The organism is Fusobacteria bacterium ZRK30, assembly GCA_024628785.1.
In the GTDB taxonomy this organism is placed as follows: domain Bacteria; phylum Fusobacteriota; class Fusobacteriia; order Fusobacteriales; family Fusobacteriaceae; genus Psychrilyobacter.
In genome coordinates, this window is sequence record CP102405.1 from 1,483,929 (window position 1) to 1,498,129 (window position 14,201).

The following is a 14,201-nucleotide window of genomic DNA, read 5'->3' on the forward strand; positions in this document are numbered from 1 at the left end:
GTGCTTTCGCACCGAACAAAAAATTATCTTATTCATCTGGATTCTTCACTATAAATAAACAAAAATCAAATTTATTTTTGTTAAATGTTTTAGCAATTAAAAGTCTTGACTATGAGGTGTCAGGACTTAAAGGAAAGTTGAAACTATGAGTTCATTTAGAGTATTTCTCATAAATTTCAAAAAGTCAAATTCGCAATTAATATTTCGTTACTTACGAAATCGAGGCGATAACAATATAAAAAATAGAGTAAGGACTTTGACAATTTAATATCTGAGGAAATTTATATAGGATTAAAATAAATCCCTTTACTAAAGAATAAGAAGCATAGTATTCTATAAATGTAGCAAGGGAGGTGATACTTGATGTGGATATCAATTCTTGTAGCTTTAATAGCAGTCTCACCACAAATTTCGAAAGAAATTCGTGCATGGATCGACTGGTTTGAAGCTAGGAAGTGATCACTAAAGGATAGAAGTTGCAGCTTCTATCCCTTGCTTAAATTTTAAAATGAGGAGGTTTGATTTTATGAATATAAAATTAACAATTATTTTAGTTTTAGCATTATACCTAATTATCGGAGTTATTAGTCCTACTATAAGAAATTATTTTAAATTTAAAAAAGGTAAAGAATTAGAAAAAAATATAGGCGGATTTATTATTAAAAAATTATGTAAAAAATAAAAGAGAGAAAGGTTGCAGCCTTTCTCTCTTTCTGTAGCAAGTTGTTGATACTCAATTCTCAATGTAATTATAATCCTAAAACTAGGAAAAGTCAATAAAATCCTATAACAAATTCAATATATAAGTTACCTCAGATATTAAATGTCTGAGGTTTTTTTATTTAAAAATGAGGTGACAACAATGATAGGAAGATTAGGAGATATTCCCTTTGAAGTCTCCTTTGATGGGAAGAATAAGAAAATATTAAACTTTACCAACTTAAAGTTAAGTGGTGGTGCTAATTATGAGAAACATAACCGGAAAGGACAAAAACCTGCTCTGGAATTTATAGATCTAAAAACAGATGTTCTTACTTTTAAAATGACTCTTAGGAGTGACTTTGGAGTAGATCCACAGGAACTTTTAAAGAAATTAGATCTATATAAAAATACTGGTGAAACACTAGATTTTAGTCTGGGGAATAAGCCTATAGGAGCCGGCCAGTATGTCATCACTTCCTATGATGCAGGATATGAGTATATAACCAATGGCGGGAAGGTTAGAAAAATAGACGTTTCCCTTACATTGGAAGAGTATATAGAGATGATATCTAAAAATACAGATATAGTTATTAAACCTAAAAAGGCTACCAAGAAAAAAAGTGTTCCTCAAGGGTTTAACCAGGGAATGATAGACAGAGGTGAGGGATAGATGATCTATAAATTAGAGCCGCAAAATAAGGTTAATTTAAAAGCTGCCGGAATAGATAGGATCCTTCAAAATGGAAGAAATATCCTTTCTGTAGTCATAGGAGAAGTTATCCTAGCCAGGGGTATTGGAATAGATGGAGATATAGTGGATTCGCCACTGAATAGGAGTGCTGCCTTGATGAATATACAAACACAGTTTAAGAAATATGAACCTAGATTAAAGATACATAAGATTGAATATATAACAGATCATCAAAGGGGAACTTTAAAGCCCATCATGGAGGTGAGTATTATTGAATGATTTAAATATACATAATGAAAGTTCAGAAGAGATCCTCGGAAGGATGGTTAAAAAATATGAAGAATTAAGTGGTGTTTCACTAGGGTTAGCAGATGAAAGAAGATGGCTACTGCAGACAGTTGCTTATTCTTTATTTATCAGAAATGAGACCACCAATGAAGGACTTAAAATGAATTTACTCAGGTATACAAAGGGAGACTATGCCACTGAGATGGGAGCCTTTACAGACACAGAAAGGTTAGGTGCTAAAAAAGCAAGCGTGCTCTTAAAATTTGAGATAGAAGAAGCAAAGGAGCATCTTTTAGGAGTTAATCCAGTAAGAGTTACACCGGGGAATAATATGTATTTCTTAACACCATATTTTGAATTTAAACCGGGAGAAACTATTAAAGAAGTTATTGCTATTTGTACTGAAGAGGGGATAGTCGGGAACGGATATCTCCCGGGAGAAATTAATAAAATAGTTGATCCTTTCCCGTTTTTTAAATCGGTAATAAATATGGAAATCTCCCAGGGAGGAGCTGAGATAGAATCAGATGAAAGTTTAAAAGAAAGGATCCGAACTGCTCCAAGTAAATTTTCAACTGCAGGTCCAGGAGATGGGTATATCTATTGGGCCAAGACTGCTAATCAGGAAATCATCGATGTAAATGTAGAGATGACTACACCAGGAACAGTCAGGATAACACCTCTAATGAAGGGAGGAGAACTTCCTACTGATAGTGTTCTCCAAGATGTATTTGATACTTGCAATGCAGATAAGAGGAGACCTTTAACTGATAATTTAGTAGTAAATAAACCTACCCAAATAGATTATGATATAGATTTTACCTACTATATTTCTAGTCGAAATGTAGGATTAGTAAATGAGATCCAGGAACAGGTTAATAAGGCAGTTAGTGAATATGTTACCTGGCAAAAAGGAGCTCTAAAAAGAGATATAACTCCTACTGAGTTAGTATATTTAGTAAGAAGCGCAGGAGCTAAAAGAGTTACCATTGTATCTCCAACTTTTAAAATTGTTAACTCATTTGAAGTGGCCAAGGAAATAAATTTAAATATCAGATATGGAGGAGTAGAAGATGATTAGAATAGATGATATTTCAATTCTGAGACTTCTTCCTAATTTTCTTCAGGGAGATAAAGAGATAAAGCTTTTAATCCAGGTTATCCAGGAAGAATTAGATCTGATTAACACCAGGGAAAAGAGTCTTTTTCTCTATGGTGATTTTAAGGTATTGGATGAGCCTATCCTAGATGAACTAGCTTATCAATGGAGAGTTGAAGGTTATGAACAGACACTATCTAAAGACATTAAACCTAGTTTAGTTGAAACTGCATATATTGTCAGAAAAACCAAGGGAACCAGGTATGCAGTAGAGAAAACAATTAAAGATATCCATGGTGATTTTGAACTACTGGAATGGTATCAATATGGTGGAGATCCATACCATTTTAAAGTTGTAGGAGATACTGCACCAACAGGTGAAAAGTTAGAAGAGTTATATAAATCAATTAATAGAACAAAAAATGAGAGAAGTTCTTTAGATGGGATAATAGTCAGCAGTCAGTGGGAAGGAATAAATTACTATTCTGCACTATATCATTCATCTATTTTTGAGGAGATCCCATTAGATCCCAATACAGCTTCGAATTTTGAAGAATATTTAGGAGGAATAGATGGCTAAATATACAGGAACAATACTTACAAATAAAGGTAAAGAACTATTAGCCCGAGCTATATTAGGTGAGGTTATCACTATAACCAAGGCAGAAATAGGAAAAGGGATTATTCCTGAAGAAACAAATAAAGAAGATTTAACCTCCCTTGTAGAAACTTTTAAAACTTTAAGTATTACAAGTACAACAGTTTTAGAAGCAGGTAATTACAGGGTAAGGGTAGCCTTTAATAATAAGGGGATAACTGAAGACACTTATTTGAGAGAAATAGGGATCTTTGCCAGGGGTGAAGACGGTATAGAGGTGCTATATTCCTATTGTGATACAGCTGCTCCGGATCTTATTCCAAGGGAATCCAGCGGAGCATTAGAGAGAGTAGAAGATATTATCACCTATATATCAAATGCTTCAACTATCAATGCAGTTATAGACCAGAGTAACGTCTATGCAACTATAAAAGATCTTGTAGATGGACTTGCAACTAAGGAAGATAAGTTTACTAAAAACGATGGATTCAATAAAAATAAGAGCGATGCAGTAAACTCAGATGATTCAAATACATTGGCTACCAGTAAAGCAGTCAAAGTAGCTTATGATAAAGCCGTAGAATGTAAATATGATGTAGGAGATTACTGGATAACGGAATCTACCTCTAATCCTGCAACTAAGTGGACAGGGACCACATGGACAAAATTGGAAGGCCGGGTGCTGTTGGGTACTTCTAATGGTTATGCTTTAGGAACAGAAGGGGGAAGATCAACAGTCGCACTGACACTGGCTAATATGGCAGCCCATACCCACGGGTTTTACGGGACTACCAATACTACCGGGAATCATTATCATAAAGGTGGAAATCACAGGCACAGAGTAGATAACCATGCCCATACACAGCCAGCACATACACATGGGATAAATGTAGATTATTACGGAAGTTCTAGAAGAACTACTACAAGTAGACATAATGGGGCAACAAGGGCTGGGTTCACTACCTACATGTGTAGTAGTGCTGGAGGAAATAATACTGGGGCTTCAGCTCCATATACAAATTATCAAAATCCCAATACTTCTACAACAGGTAACCATAGCCATACAATTTTTGGGACTACAGGAAGCAGTGGAAGTGGATCAGCATTTAATATCATGAACCCATATAGAGTAGTTAATATTTGGAGGAGGACAGCATAATGAAAAATTACATATATCTTGATAGAGAAAAGGCAAAAGAGGGTGTCTCTTTAGTGTATGAAGTTTCAGAAACAAAAATTGAAAACTACGAGGAATATTTTGAAGGGAATGCAGTGGAATTTTACGGGGAAGATCTCCCTCATTTCATTACTTATTTAGAAGAAACAGATTCTATAAGGGAAGCTACTGAAGAAGAAAAACTAAAAAGAGGAGATAGGGTCCTTAATGACGGAGAAGTTCTTATGAATGGAAAGATAGTTTCATATGACAGCTACTCCCAAAAGATTGTAGATGATCAAATAGTTGAAAAAACCAGGCAAGACTATATTACTGAAGGGGAGATTACTCTGGAAAGTGAGAAGGAAAAAGCCAGGACTCAAAGGGAAAAAGAATATGCTGCCTATCATAAACTTGCTAATAATATATTTATGGGGATAGAGGAGGCATTAACTGAAGATGATAGTGCTAATATAAAAGTATGGCATAAAGCCTGGAAAGATGTCCCTGGCAATTATACTAATATAAATATCCCTATAGAAGGAATGTACCCTAAGAGATCAGATCGAATTAATTACTACTACAATTAGGAGGTATTATGTTACCAGACACAACTATAGCTGCCAATTGGATTATAGGTGGCTTACTAGCAATTAACTTAGCTAAACCTCTTTGGGAAAGAACTTTTAAAAGAGTTGATAAAGGAAGTGATCGAATAGATCGTATTGAAAGAGAAGTAGAAGAGATTAAAATAAAACTAGCTGAAAAAGTAAGCAGAGAAGAATTTAATAAACTGATGATGAAGCTATCTGAGATCGAAGGATATCTAAAAGCTAAAAAGGAGGGGTAAGAATAATGAATAAAATATCGAGTAGAAGCATAAAAAATATTCAAGGGATAGATTCCAGGTTGTCTCTAATAGTTGGGATGGTATTAGCCAGAGGGAAGGTAGACCTGACTATTACGTGTGGTTTAAGGAGCTTAGAGGACCAGCAAAAAGCATTTAAGAATGGATTCAGTAAATTAGATGGAGTCAACAAGAAATCTAAACATCAAACAGGGAAAGCTATAGATTTTATCCCGTACCCGTTTAATGGATGGAATGACATAGAAAGCTTTAAAAAAGTCGGTGATGAATTAAAACTTTGTGCTGACTATCTGGGTATAAAAAATAGTTATGGTGGTGACTGGAAGAATTTTAAAGATTATCCGCATTTCCAGTTGGATTAGGAGGCAATATGAATAAGATTATAAATTTTTTTAAAGATAAAGGACTCCCGGCACTAGCACAGGCAGTCATGGGGAACCCTGTAGGAGCATTAACAACTCTTACAGGACTTACCGGGTCATCTAACGAAACAGGAATTTTAAAAACCTTACAGGGAGATCCCCAACTGGTTTTGAAATTAAAAGAAAAGGAAAATGAATATGTAAAATTTATCTTAGATGATAAGAAAAATGCCAGAGAGATGAACTTTAAAATAAATAACTCCGATAATTCATCCTGGCTCCAAAAGAATATAAGTGCCCTGATTGCCCTTGTATGGGTATCGTTTTGTATTTACCTATACTGGATAAGCCTAAAGGGAGAAGTAGGCAGTGACAAACAGATGAATAGCATGGTAGTCGGGTCTATAACCAATATCACCATGCTGATAATAGGTTTCTATTTCGGGAGTTCCGAAATCAATAAAAAGTAGGATTTTTAGGAGGGCTGATTCGATAAAAGAGTTTATTTTGGAGATATAAAGAATAGAGTAGAAGGAGGATATTAATTATAACTTCTCTTCTTTATTAAAAATTAATTAAAATTAATTAGGGGTTTAGCTGTTTTTTAATTATAATGTCTTGAAGAAATTTTTTTAATAAGGAGAATGAAGAAATGATTAGAAATTCAAAAAAAGTATTAATAGCAATGTCTTTACTTTTAGCATCTATAAGTTTAACAGGATGTTCTGTAATGATGGCTGCAAGTGGAAAAAAAGAACCAAATCTAACAGTCGTTAGAAAAAATAGTGAAAGATTTCAAATAGAAGCTGAACTAGGGCTTCCTACAACTATTAACGATTTAGAGGATGGAAATGTTGAATGTCTTTATAAATACTATGTAGGAGCTGAACCAAGTGTTGGTCGTGCCGCTATTTGGTTAGCTGCAGATGTATTTTTCTTTTTTATACCAGAATTGATCACAACACCTTATGAAGCTGCCAAAGGTGAAAAGAAATATATTAAAGTTATTTATGATAAAAATGACAAATTTATCAAAGCTATAATGAGTTAAACTAATAGTTAAAGTGATATATATAAGATTAAAAGGGATATTAATTAAATATCCCTTTTTTTATTTTTTTTAATTTATATTGAAAGAATTAGAGCATAGTAGCATAAATAATAAAGAAATAATAAATGAGAGAGGGAGATTGAATGGACGAAAAAAAATCACAATTATTTTTTAAACTTGATAACACAGTATTTAACCCGTAATTATTCTTTTCTAGATAATTATAAAATAACCTATTACTTAGACAATAAAAAAGTTGGAACTATTTCAGCATTAGAGTACATTGAAAATTAAATAGTGTGCAAACCTCTTTTTAATAGTGTGTATCTATTTATCTTTAAAATTTATTATTAGTATATTGCTCATTCAAAAAAACTGCTTTATATGATATATTTAAAATAAAAAGGAGAAAATAATGAAACAAATCATTTATGGTACAACAAATGATGCCAAGGTAAAAGAGATGAAAGAGGCGTTAAATGGTATGGATATTGAAATCATTGGGTTAAACGATATTAAAAAAAAAATACCTAAAGTAATTGAAGATGGAAAAACTCCATTAGAAAACGCCAAGAAAAAAGCTGAAGCATATTTTCAAGAATTTAAAATTCCAGTTTTTTCTTGTGATTCAGGACTCTATTTCGAAGGAGTAAAGGATATAGATCAACCTGGAGTTTATATAAGAAGGGTTAAAGGAAGAGAACTTTCTGACGATGAAATGATAGAATATTATTCAAAAATTGCGAAAAAGAATGGTGGCGAAATTATTAGTCGCTATGAAAATGCTATCTATCTAAAAATAGATGAAAATATTAGCTTTGAATATCAAGGACCGGAGATATCTCTTAATAAATTTATAATATCAGAAAAACCTTGTGACAAAAAAATAAAAGGTTTTCCGCTAGATTCATTATCTAAAAATATTATGACTAACAAATACTATCTTGAAGAGAAAAAAACAGATGAGCAAGAAAATCGTATGAATGAAGGAATTAGAAATTTTTTTAAAGAAAGTTTTAAGCACACTATTTAAAAATAGTGTGCTTTTTATTTATAGAAACAAATAAGAATTTGTTTTATGCTTAAGGATAGCACCAATTAAAATATTTAATAGTTACTGTAAGTAATAAAAGTAAATATAATTTCGGTTATACAGCATATATTTTGTTGGAATTACTAGGGTTGAAAAGTATTGAAATATTTTAACTACCTCGGACAAGCTATAGCTCAATAAAACGAGATATAACACAAACAAAAAATAAAAAAATACTAAATAAATATACAGTAAATTACATGTTAAAATAACTAAAAAAAGTCTACCTTAATTGGTAGACTTTTTGGTTTCTTTTTCAAGGATTTAGATTTAATAATCTAATTAATAGAAACAAATTCTTATTTGTTTAGATAACTAACAATTAAAATGTTTCTAAAATTTAAATAAATATAAGTTTAAGTTTAAAGGATTTTCAAAAAATAATTTGTAATTAATTATTGAAACCTATAAAAAGTGAGGTGATCAAATGAAAAAGTTATTTTCATGTTTAATAATATTGATGTCTATAATAGCATGCACCAATTCCCCAGCAGTCAAAAAAACTAACGATATTCAATCATTTAAGATTGGAGAAGTAGAAATTCTTATTCCTTCACCTACAACAGGAATGAAAGAAATCGGTTATGATCACAGAGAACGTATGGAAGTATTTATGCAGTTAATAGAAATTCGTCTTGTAGCTGCATATATGACCCATGAGGACTTATTGAACCTCGGAAAGAGAAAAAGTTTTATAATGTCTGAACACGCTCAAGTAATGGTGTCGCGTCGTGAAGAGTTCGCAAATATTAGTGAAAGTGATTTCAAAGCAATTACAGACGCTATGAATGAGCAATTATTTGAAAATAAATTAGATTCACTTATAGATGAAACTGAAGATGAACTCAACCGTCGAATGGATTTGCTTGATTTAGATGAAATCACATTCAAATTAGAGCAACCGATCCACTTAGGCCAATTCTTTTCTAAAAAAGATGCATATGGAAATGGTACAATAATGACTGGTGCAGTAAATGGTTATGTAAAGCAAGAAGTTGTAGGAGGTGCCTTAGTTCGGGTAAAGAATAAGATAATATATATTTATTTTTCTAATGAATATAAAAACACAGATAGTATCAAAGAGGTTCGTATAATCCTAGAAAAATGGGCTGATAATATTTTGAAAGTAAATGAAGTAAATTAGGCTTCACTTCATTTCTTATAATAGGTAATAAAAGTTAAATTAATAGGATGAAACTAAGGGATAACATCTATTTAGAGTTATCTCTTTTTATTTAGTGTTATTTGTTGATTTACTTCCTTTCCCTATTTAAAAAATTGACTTTTTTAAAATTTGAAGTGAAACTTAAATGAAGAGTTAAAAAGGGGAGATGAGAATAATGAAAAAAATATTATTAGTATTAATAATCAGTATAAGTTTAATGAGTTATGGAAAATCAATTAATAGAGAGGAGTTACAAAACAGAAACGGAGTATATTATAAAATAAATAAAGAATCTCCATACACAGGAAAAGTTATTGATTATTATGAAAATGGAAAAATTCAAATTATAGGAAATTATAAAGATGGGAAATTAAATGGAAACAGGATTATCTATTATAGAAGTGGAAAAATCCGAGTTATAGGAAATTTTAAAGATGGTAAACAAGATGGGAAATGGATTATTTATTATGCAAATGGTCAAATCGAAGCTAAAGAAAATTATATAGATGGATTTAAAAATGGGAAATGGATTTACTACTATGAAAATGGTCAAATCAAAAGTAAAGGAAATTATATAGATGGTAAACAAAATAAGGTATGGGTTTACTACTATGAAAATGGTCAAATTAAAAGAAAAGAAAATTTTAAAGATGGTAAATTAAATGGGGAGTTGATTTACTATTACGAAAATGGTCAAATTGAAAGGAAAGAAAATTTTAAAGACGGGGAACTAAATGGGGAAGGCATCCTATATTATGAAACTGGGAAAATCAAATTTAAAACAAATATTATAGATGGTAAACAAAATGGGGGAGCTATTCAGTATTATGAAAATGGTCAAATCGAAAGTAAAGATAATTATATAGATGGGGAACAAAATGGGGAATGGATTGACTATTATGAAAATGGTCAAATCAAAGGGACAGGAAATTATAAAGATGGAGAACTAAGTGGGGAAAGGATTGGCTATTATGAAAATGGTCAAATCAAAAAGAAAGTAAATTATATAGATGGGAAACTAAATGGGGAAGGGGTTTACTACTATAAAAATGGTCAAATCGAAAGTAAAGGAAATTTTAAAGAGGGGAAATCAAACGGGGAATGGATTGACTATTTCGAGAATGGGGAAATCAAATTTATAAAAAGTTATAAAGATGGAAAACCAAATGGGGAATGGATTTATTATTATAAAGGTGGTAAAATCCGAGATAAATTTACTTTTTAAAGATGGAACTACACACTAATTTATTTAGATAGGATATTTTATCAACTTCTCGAACGAGTATTACACTTTAATTTTTTCGTAACTTTCATTTATAATACCAGTAAAATCAACCTTAGAATGGCACTAAAATTTAGTGTCTTTTTATTTAGTATTATTTATTATTTTGTCTTCGATTTTCTTTGGATTTTGTCCGCTATTATGTGATTGTTTTAATAGAAACAATCATTAAATATAAAAACAAATTCTTATTTATTCTTATATTTCCCCAAATGAAAAGAGTGACTTTTAATGTCACTCTTTTACAGACTGTATTTTATTTTGTTCAATTTTAAAAGTAAGGGAAACTGTTTTATATTAAAAGATATAAAATATATTCAGCCCAAATTTAAATTGTTCTTGATTTTCAGATAAGATGTAGTCTTCAGTTAGATAAAAACCTAATCCATTTAAATTTTTTAAGCCTTGTTTGAATGAAAAATCAATGTGATAAATACTATTTTCATATTTTTCTATGGTATATTTTTCAGAGTTAATTGTTTTTAATGTAGCATCAAAATTTTTATAGGGGTCTGCTATTTCTATATAGTTCATAACTTCAGCTCCTATATTTAATTGGGTAGCATACGTTATGTCGAAGATTTTTTCAATACTAAAACCAATTCCAGGTTCTATAGACAAAGAATTTATTTTATCTATTTCTATACCATAATCTCCTCCTTCGTTTATTCCTTCTTGATACAACCTTATAAAATTTATTTCTATTTTAGGAGATATGTACGATTTACCAAATTTAAATTTTTTATAAATAGAATTGTTTAATCCTAAAAAAAGATTAGTCATATTAGACTCATTTATAAAATCTCCCAAAGGGCTACTATTATATCTATAAAGATCGGTATCCGATCCACCAACAGATAACAATGATGAATAAATCACTGAATCAGCATCGTAAACAACATATAATCCACCTTGATAATAAAAATCATCTCTAGACCCTTTATCATTCTCCATATCTGTAGTTGAATCTATAAAACTATGCATGGTTCCTATTTTTAAATTAGAATAAATCTTGGTTTCTGCTCCTATTGAAACAATGAGGCTTTCTGTTTTGTATCCATAAAGATTATCGGTATTCTTAAATTTAACGTTATTAAATTTATAGTTACCCATCATTTTTATATCTCCAGTAAGTGAATATTTATCTATTGTTGATATAGAGTTTATTATTGAAGTGTTAACCTCAGTTATTGTTTCCAATGTTTGTTTAGTTATTACAGGATAGGTATTTATTCCAAAAGTTTCATCTATTGCTAAATTTAATTTTTCTTTTGAATCAAAAATCTTGATATCATTATAGAATTTATTTTTTAATGGATTATTGTCATTAAAATATCCAGTTTCCAATAATTCACCCAGTTCGTTATTTTCAATAACTCCCCCATTAAATTTATTCCTAGTTAAGATAAAATGAAATTCGTTCGTAGATGGATCACTACCTATTTCAGCATTATATATAGGCGATTCAGATATAACAGTACCATTAAACTTTAAAGCAGTAAATATTTTATGAGTTTGTATACTGTCAGAATAATTGTCCTCTCCAAAATCTCCCCATACATATAATTTTCCTATTACATCATCATACGGCTTATTATCAGGAGAGGTAATGATTCCGCCTTTAGCATTTATAAATTTCCCGCTGCCATTAAAGGTATCAAAATCTAAAGTATCAGCTGATATAAAACTCCCAAATATCATGAAAATACTAAGAAAAATTAATGTTTGTCTATTTTTTATCATAGATTAATCCTCCTTAAAACTAAAAGGGCGGTTAAGCTCTTTGTTGATTAGTTATTTCTGAATACTACATTATCTTTATTATCTCTTCCACACATTTTAAAGGTAAGACACTAAAACAGGGAATACGATAAAAAACTTGTTCAAGTGTTACTTAAGTCTGCTTTAAAATTTTAAACAATTCAAGTTTAAAAAATTTATTTAATAACTTCCATTGAAGAAATCTTATTTTTTTTTTAGAAATTTTAGAAAAAAATATGAGTTTTCCATCTAATATATTCATTTAATAAATGAAGCTTAAAGATAAATAGCAACATTTTTTTTGAACGGTTTGCCGGTAAAAAAAACAAAAACAAAAAAAAACGATGAATACTATAGTAGGAAGTGTTTTTTGAATAATTGGTTACAATAAAATTTTTTATCACTTTAATTTTTTAAGGAAGGGGAGGGGGAGAATTATGAAAGTTGATGAATTAAAAAAATATATTAAACGGGTTTGTAAAGGAAAAATTTCAATCACCTATGGTATGATAATAGCTTTGATACTGGGTGTAGTTATGTACGAGAGAGTAGATGCAGAAACCATAATCAATAATGATACTATTGATTATACAATGAGTGTAACTGGAGTCGGAAATACGGCAATAAATAATGGAACTATCACCTACGATGGGAATACTGGAATGTATGCAGGGCCAGGATCGAAATTAATAAATACAGAGAATGGAACCGTCATGAATAATGGATGGTATGGAATGTATGCATATAATAGTACGGCTACTAACTATGGTACTGTTATGAATAACGATCCTTATGGAATATACGCAATAAATCATAGTACGGCCAATAACTATGGTACTGTCATGAATACTGGTTCGGTTGGAATGAAAGCATATCTTTATAGTACGGTTACTAACTACGGAACTGTGAAGAATAATGGATATAATGGAATGCACGCAGATGATCATAGTACGGCTACTAACTATGGTACTGTTATGAATACTGGTTCGGTTGGAATGAATGCATACCTTTATAGTACAGCTACTAACTATGGTACTATTAAAAATACTGGTTCGATTGGAATGGTCGCACAATCCTATGGTACGGCTAACAACTACGGAACTGTAAAGAATAGTGGTCCTTATGGAATGAATGTAGTAGGATCTGGTAGTACCGCTAACAACTATGGTATTGTTAAGAATGATGGTTCTTATGGAATGCATCCAAGTTGGGGTGCTACAGCTATTAACTATGGAACTATTAAGAATGGTGGAAATAATGGAATGTATGCATATAATAGTACGGCTACTAACTATGGTACTGTTATGAATACTGGTTATAATGGAATCATCGCAGTGTATAATAGCACGGCTACTAACTATGGTACTGTCAAGAATGAAAAGAATATTGGAATACACGCAAACAATAATAGTACAGTTAATAACTATGGTACTGTCATGAATATAGGTTCTAGAGGAATGTCCGCAGCAAATCATAGTACGGCCAATAACTATGGTACTATCAAGAATACTGGGGATTTTGGAATGTTCGCAGCTTTTTATGGTACGGCTACTAATGAAGGAAGAATAAAAAACTTTGGAAACTATAGAATGTCTGCTATAGGAGTAAGAGCAAAAGCAATAAATAGGGGGGAATTGAACACCGGATTTGACGGTTATACTGTTATGAAAGGATCTTTAGGTGGCACTATCACCAATTATGGAACAATAGATGTAGACCATGACTACGGAATAGCTATGTATGTAGATGGTGGGTCTACTGCAATTAATCAAAAAACTGGTATTATTAATTTAAATAAGAACGTCGGTATTGGAATGTATGCTACTGGGGCAGGGTCTACAATAGTAAATCTTGGTAAAATTAATTTGTCAGGATCTGAGAGAACTGCAGGAGTTAATGAAATAGGAAGAGATGTTAAACATAATGTAGGTATGAAAATAAAAAATGGATCCACAATGCTCAATAAAGGTCAAATCGTATTTGGTAAGAAATAATTAATAAAGGATTTTTTACTTCTCAATATCAATAAATAATGGTTATTTAAAAACAAATCCTTGTTTGCTAAAAGAACTCTATTTTTAGGGT

The 14,201-nt window shown here is 31.1% G+C and carries 16 protein-coding genes; 15 read left to right on the forward strand and 1 reads right to left on the reverse strand.

The genetic code is table 11. From position 1 onward, the window contains the following. Positions 1-526 precede the first annotated feature (526 nt). The 14 genes from NRK67_12240 (at position 527) to NRK67_12305 (ending at position 10,298) form a co-directional block, all read left to right on the forward strand. Positions 527-682, forward strand: coding sequence for a hypothetical protein (locus tag NRK67_12240; GenBank protein ID UUV18052.1), 156 nt, complete (start codon positions 527-529; stop codon positions 680-682). A gap of 180 nt (positions 683-862) precedes the next feature. After that, positions 863-1,372, forward strand: coding sequence for a phage tail protein (locus NRK67_12245; protein UUV18053.1), 510 nt, complete (start codon positions 863-865; stop codon positions 1,370-1,372). Continuing rightward, positions 1,373-1,672, forward strand: coding sequence for a hypothetical protein (locus NRK67_12250; protein ID UUV18054.1), 300 nt, complete (start codon positions 1,373-1,375; stop codon positions 1,670-1,672). It abuts the gene before it with no gap. After that, a complete protein-coding gene (locus NRK67_12255) occupies positions 1,665-2,762 on the forward strand; it encodes a baseplate J/gp47 family protein (protein ID UUV18055.1) in 1,098 nt (365 codons plus the stop codon). The genes NRK67_12250 and NRK67_12255 overlap by 8 nt, the downstream gene beginning before the upstream one ends. Next, positions 2,755-3,360, forward strand: a complete 606-nt coding sequence (locus tag NRK67_12260) for a phage tail protein I (GenBank protein UUV18056.1) — start codon at positions 2,755-2,757, stop codon at positions 3,358-3,360. The genes NRK67_12255 and NRK67_12260 overlap by 8 nt, the downstream gene beginning before the upstream one ends. Continuing rightward, positions 3,353-4,537: a tail fiber protein gene (locus NRK67_12265; protein UUV18057.1), complete on the forward strand. Its 1,185-nt coding sequence runs from the start codon at positions 3,353-3,355 to the stop codon at positions 4,535-4,537. Before NRK67_12260 ends, NRK67_12265 begins: the two co-directional genes overlap by 8 nt. Then, on the forward strand, positions 4,537-5,124 hold the full coding sequence (locus NRK67_12270) for a hypothetical protein (protein UUV18058.1): 588 nt from the start codon (positions 4,537-4,539) through the stop codon (positions 5,122-5,124). Before NRK67_12265 ends, NRK67_12270 begins: the two co-directional genes overlap by 1 nt. An 8-nt stretch (positions 5,125-5,132) precedes the next feature. Next, entirely contained in the window at positions 5,133-5,384 is a 252-nt protein-coding gene (locus tag NRK67_12275; GenBank protein UUV18059.1) for a hypothetical protein, read from the forward strand. A gap of 5 nt (positions 5,385-5,389) precedes the next feature. Next, entirely contained in the window at positions 5,390-5,764 is a 375-nt protein-coding gene (locus NRK67_12280; protein ID UUV18060.1) for a M15 family metallopeptidase, read from the forward strand. A gap of 8 nt (positions 5,765-5,772) precedes the next feature. After that, positions 5,773-6,234, forward strand: a complete 462-nt coding sequence (locus NRK67_12285) for a hypothetical protein (protein UUV18061.1) — start codon at positions 5,773-5,775, stop codon at positions 6,232-6,234. 182 nt (positions 6,235-6,416) lie between these two features. Next, positions 6,417-6,815 (forward strand): hypothetical protein, encoded by a 399-nt coding sequence (locus tag NRK67_12290; GenBank protein UUV18062.1) that lies wholly within the window; start codon positions 6,417-6,419, stop codon positions 6,813-6,815. Positions 6,816-7,230: 415 nt separating this feature from the next. Then, on the forward strand, positions 7,231-7,848 hold the full coding sequence (locus tag NRK67_12295) for a hypothetical protein (protein ID UUV18063.1): 618 nt from the start codon (positions 7,231-7,233) through the stop codon (positions 7,846-7,848). 673 nt (positions 7,849-8,521) lie between these two features. Next, positions 8,522-9,052 carry a hypothetical protein gene (locus tag NRK67_12300; protein ID UUV18064.1) on the forward strand — a complete coding sequence of 177 codons (531 nt, stop codon included), beginning with the start codon at positions 8,522-8,524 and terminating at the stop codon, positions 9,050-9,052. Between the two features lie 196 nt (positions 9,053-9,248). After that, complete coding sequence (locus NRK67_12305; GenBank protein ID UUV18065.1) at positions 9,249-10,298, forward strand: toxin-antitoxin system YwqK family antitoxin; 1,050 nt, start codon at positions 9,249-9,251, stop codon at positions 10,296-10,298. 354 nt (positions 10,299-10,652) lie between these two features. Here NRK67_12305 and NRK67_12310 read toward each other — a convergent pair whose 3' ends face one another. Beyond that, positions 10,653-12,098 (reverse strand): autotransporter outer membrane beta-barrel domain-containing protein, encoded by a 1,446-nt coding sequence (locus NRK67_12310; protein ID UUV18066.1) that lies wholly within the window; start codon positions 12,096-12,098, stop codon positions 10,653-10,655. A gap of 455 nt (positions 12,099-12,553) precedes the next feature. Here NRK67_12310 and NRK67_12315 point away from each other — a divergent pair, with 455 nt between their 5' ends. Further along, positions 12,554-14,110, forward strand: a complete 1,557-nt coding sequence (locus NRK67_12315) for a hypothetical protein (GenBank protein UUV18067.1) — start codon at positions 12,554-12,556, stop codon at positions 14,108-14,110. Positions 14,111-14,201: the final 91 nt, after the last annotated feature.

Excerpts from the sequence above, each read along its gene's own strand:
- NRK67_12240 (UUV18052.1), top strand. The coding sequence starts at position 527 with ATGAATATAAAATTAACAATTATTTTAGTTTTAGCATTATACCTAATT.
- NRK67_12245 (UUV18053.1), top strand. The coding sequence starts at position 863 with ATGATAGGAAGATTAGGAGATATTCCCTTTGAAGTCTCCTTTGATGGG.
- NRK67_12250 (UUV18054.1), top strand. The coding sequence starts at position 1,373 with ATGATCTATAAATTAGAGCCGCAAAATAAGGTTAATTTAAAAGCTGCC.
- NRK67_12260 (UUV18056.1), top strand. The coding sequence starts at position 2,755 with ATGATTAGAATAGATGATATTTCAATTCTGAGACTTCTTCCTAATTTT.
- NRK67_12265 (UUV18057.1), top strand. The coding sequence starts at position 3,353 with ATGGCTAAATATACAGGAACAATACTTACAAATAAAGGTAAAGAACTA.
- NRK67_12270 (UUV18058.1), top strand. The coding sequence starts at position 4,537 with ATGAAAAATTACATATATCTTGATAGAGAAAAGGCAAAAGAGGGTGTC.
- NRK67_12275 (UUV18059.1), top strand. The coding sequence starts at position 5,133 with ATGTTACCAGACACAACTATAGCTGCCAATTGGATTATAGGTGGCTTA.
- NRK67_12280 (UUV18060.1), top strand. The coding sequence starts at position 5,390 with ATGAATAAAATATCGAGTAGAAGCATAAAAAATATTCAAGGGATAGAT.
- NRK67_12285 (UUV18061.1), top strand. The coding sequence starts at position 5,773 with ATGAATAAGATTATAAATTTTTTTAAAGATAAAGGACTCCCGGCACTA.
- NRK67_12290 (UUV18062.1), top strand. The coding sequence starts at position 6,417 with ATGATTAGAAATTCAAAAAAAGTATTAATAGCAATGTCTTTACTTTTA.
- NRK67_12295 (UUV18063.1), top strand. The coding sequence starts at position 7,231 with ATGAAACAAATCATTTATGGTACAACAAATGATGCCAAGGTAAAAGAG.
- NRK67_12300 (UUV18064.1), top strand. The coding sequence starts at position 8,522 with ATGCAGTTAATAGAAATTCGTCTTGTAGCTGCATATATGACCCATGAG.
- NRK67_12305 (UUV18065.1), top strand. The coding sequence starts at position 9,249 with ATGAAAAAAATATTATTAGTATTAATAATCAGTATAAGTTTAATGAGT.
- NRK67_12310 (UUV18066.1), bottom strand. The coding sequence starts at position 12,098 with ATGATAAAAAATAGACAAACATTAATTTTTCTTAGTATTTTCATGATA.
- NRK67_12315 (UUV18067.1), top strand. The coding sequence starts at position 12,554 with ATGAAAGTTGATGAATTAAAAAAATATATTAAACGGGTTTGTAAAGGA.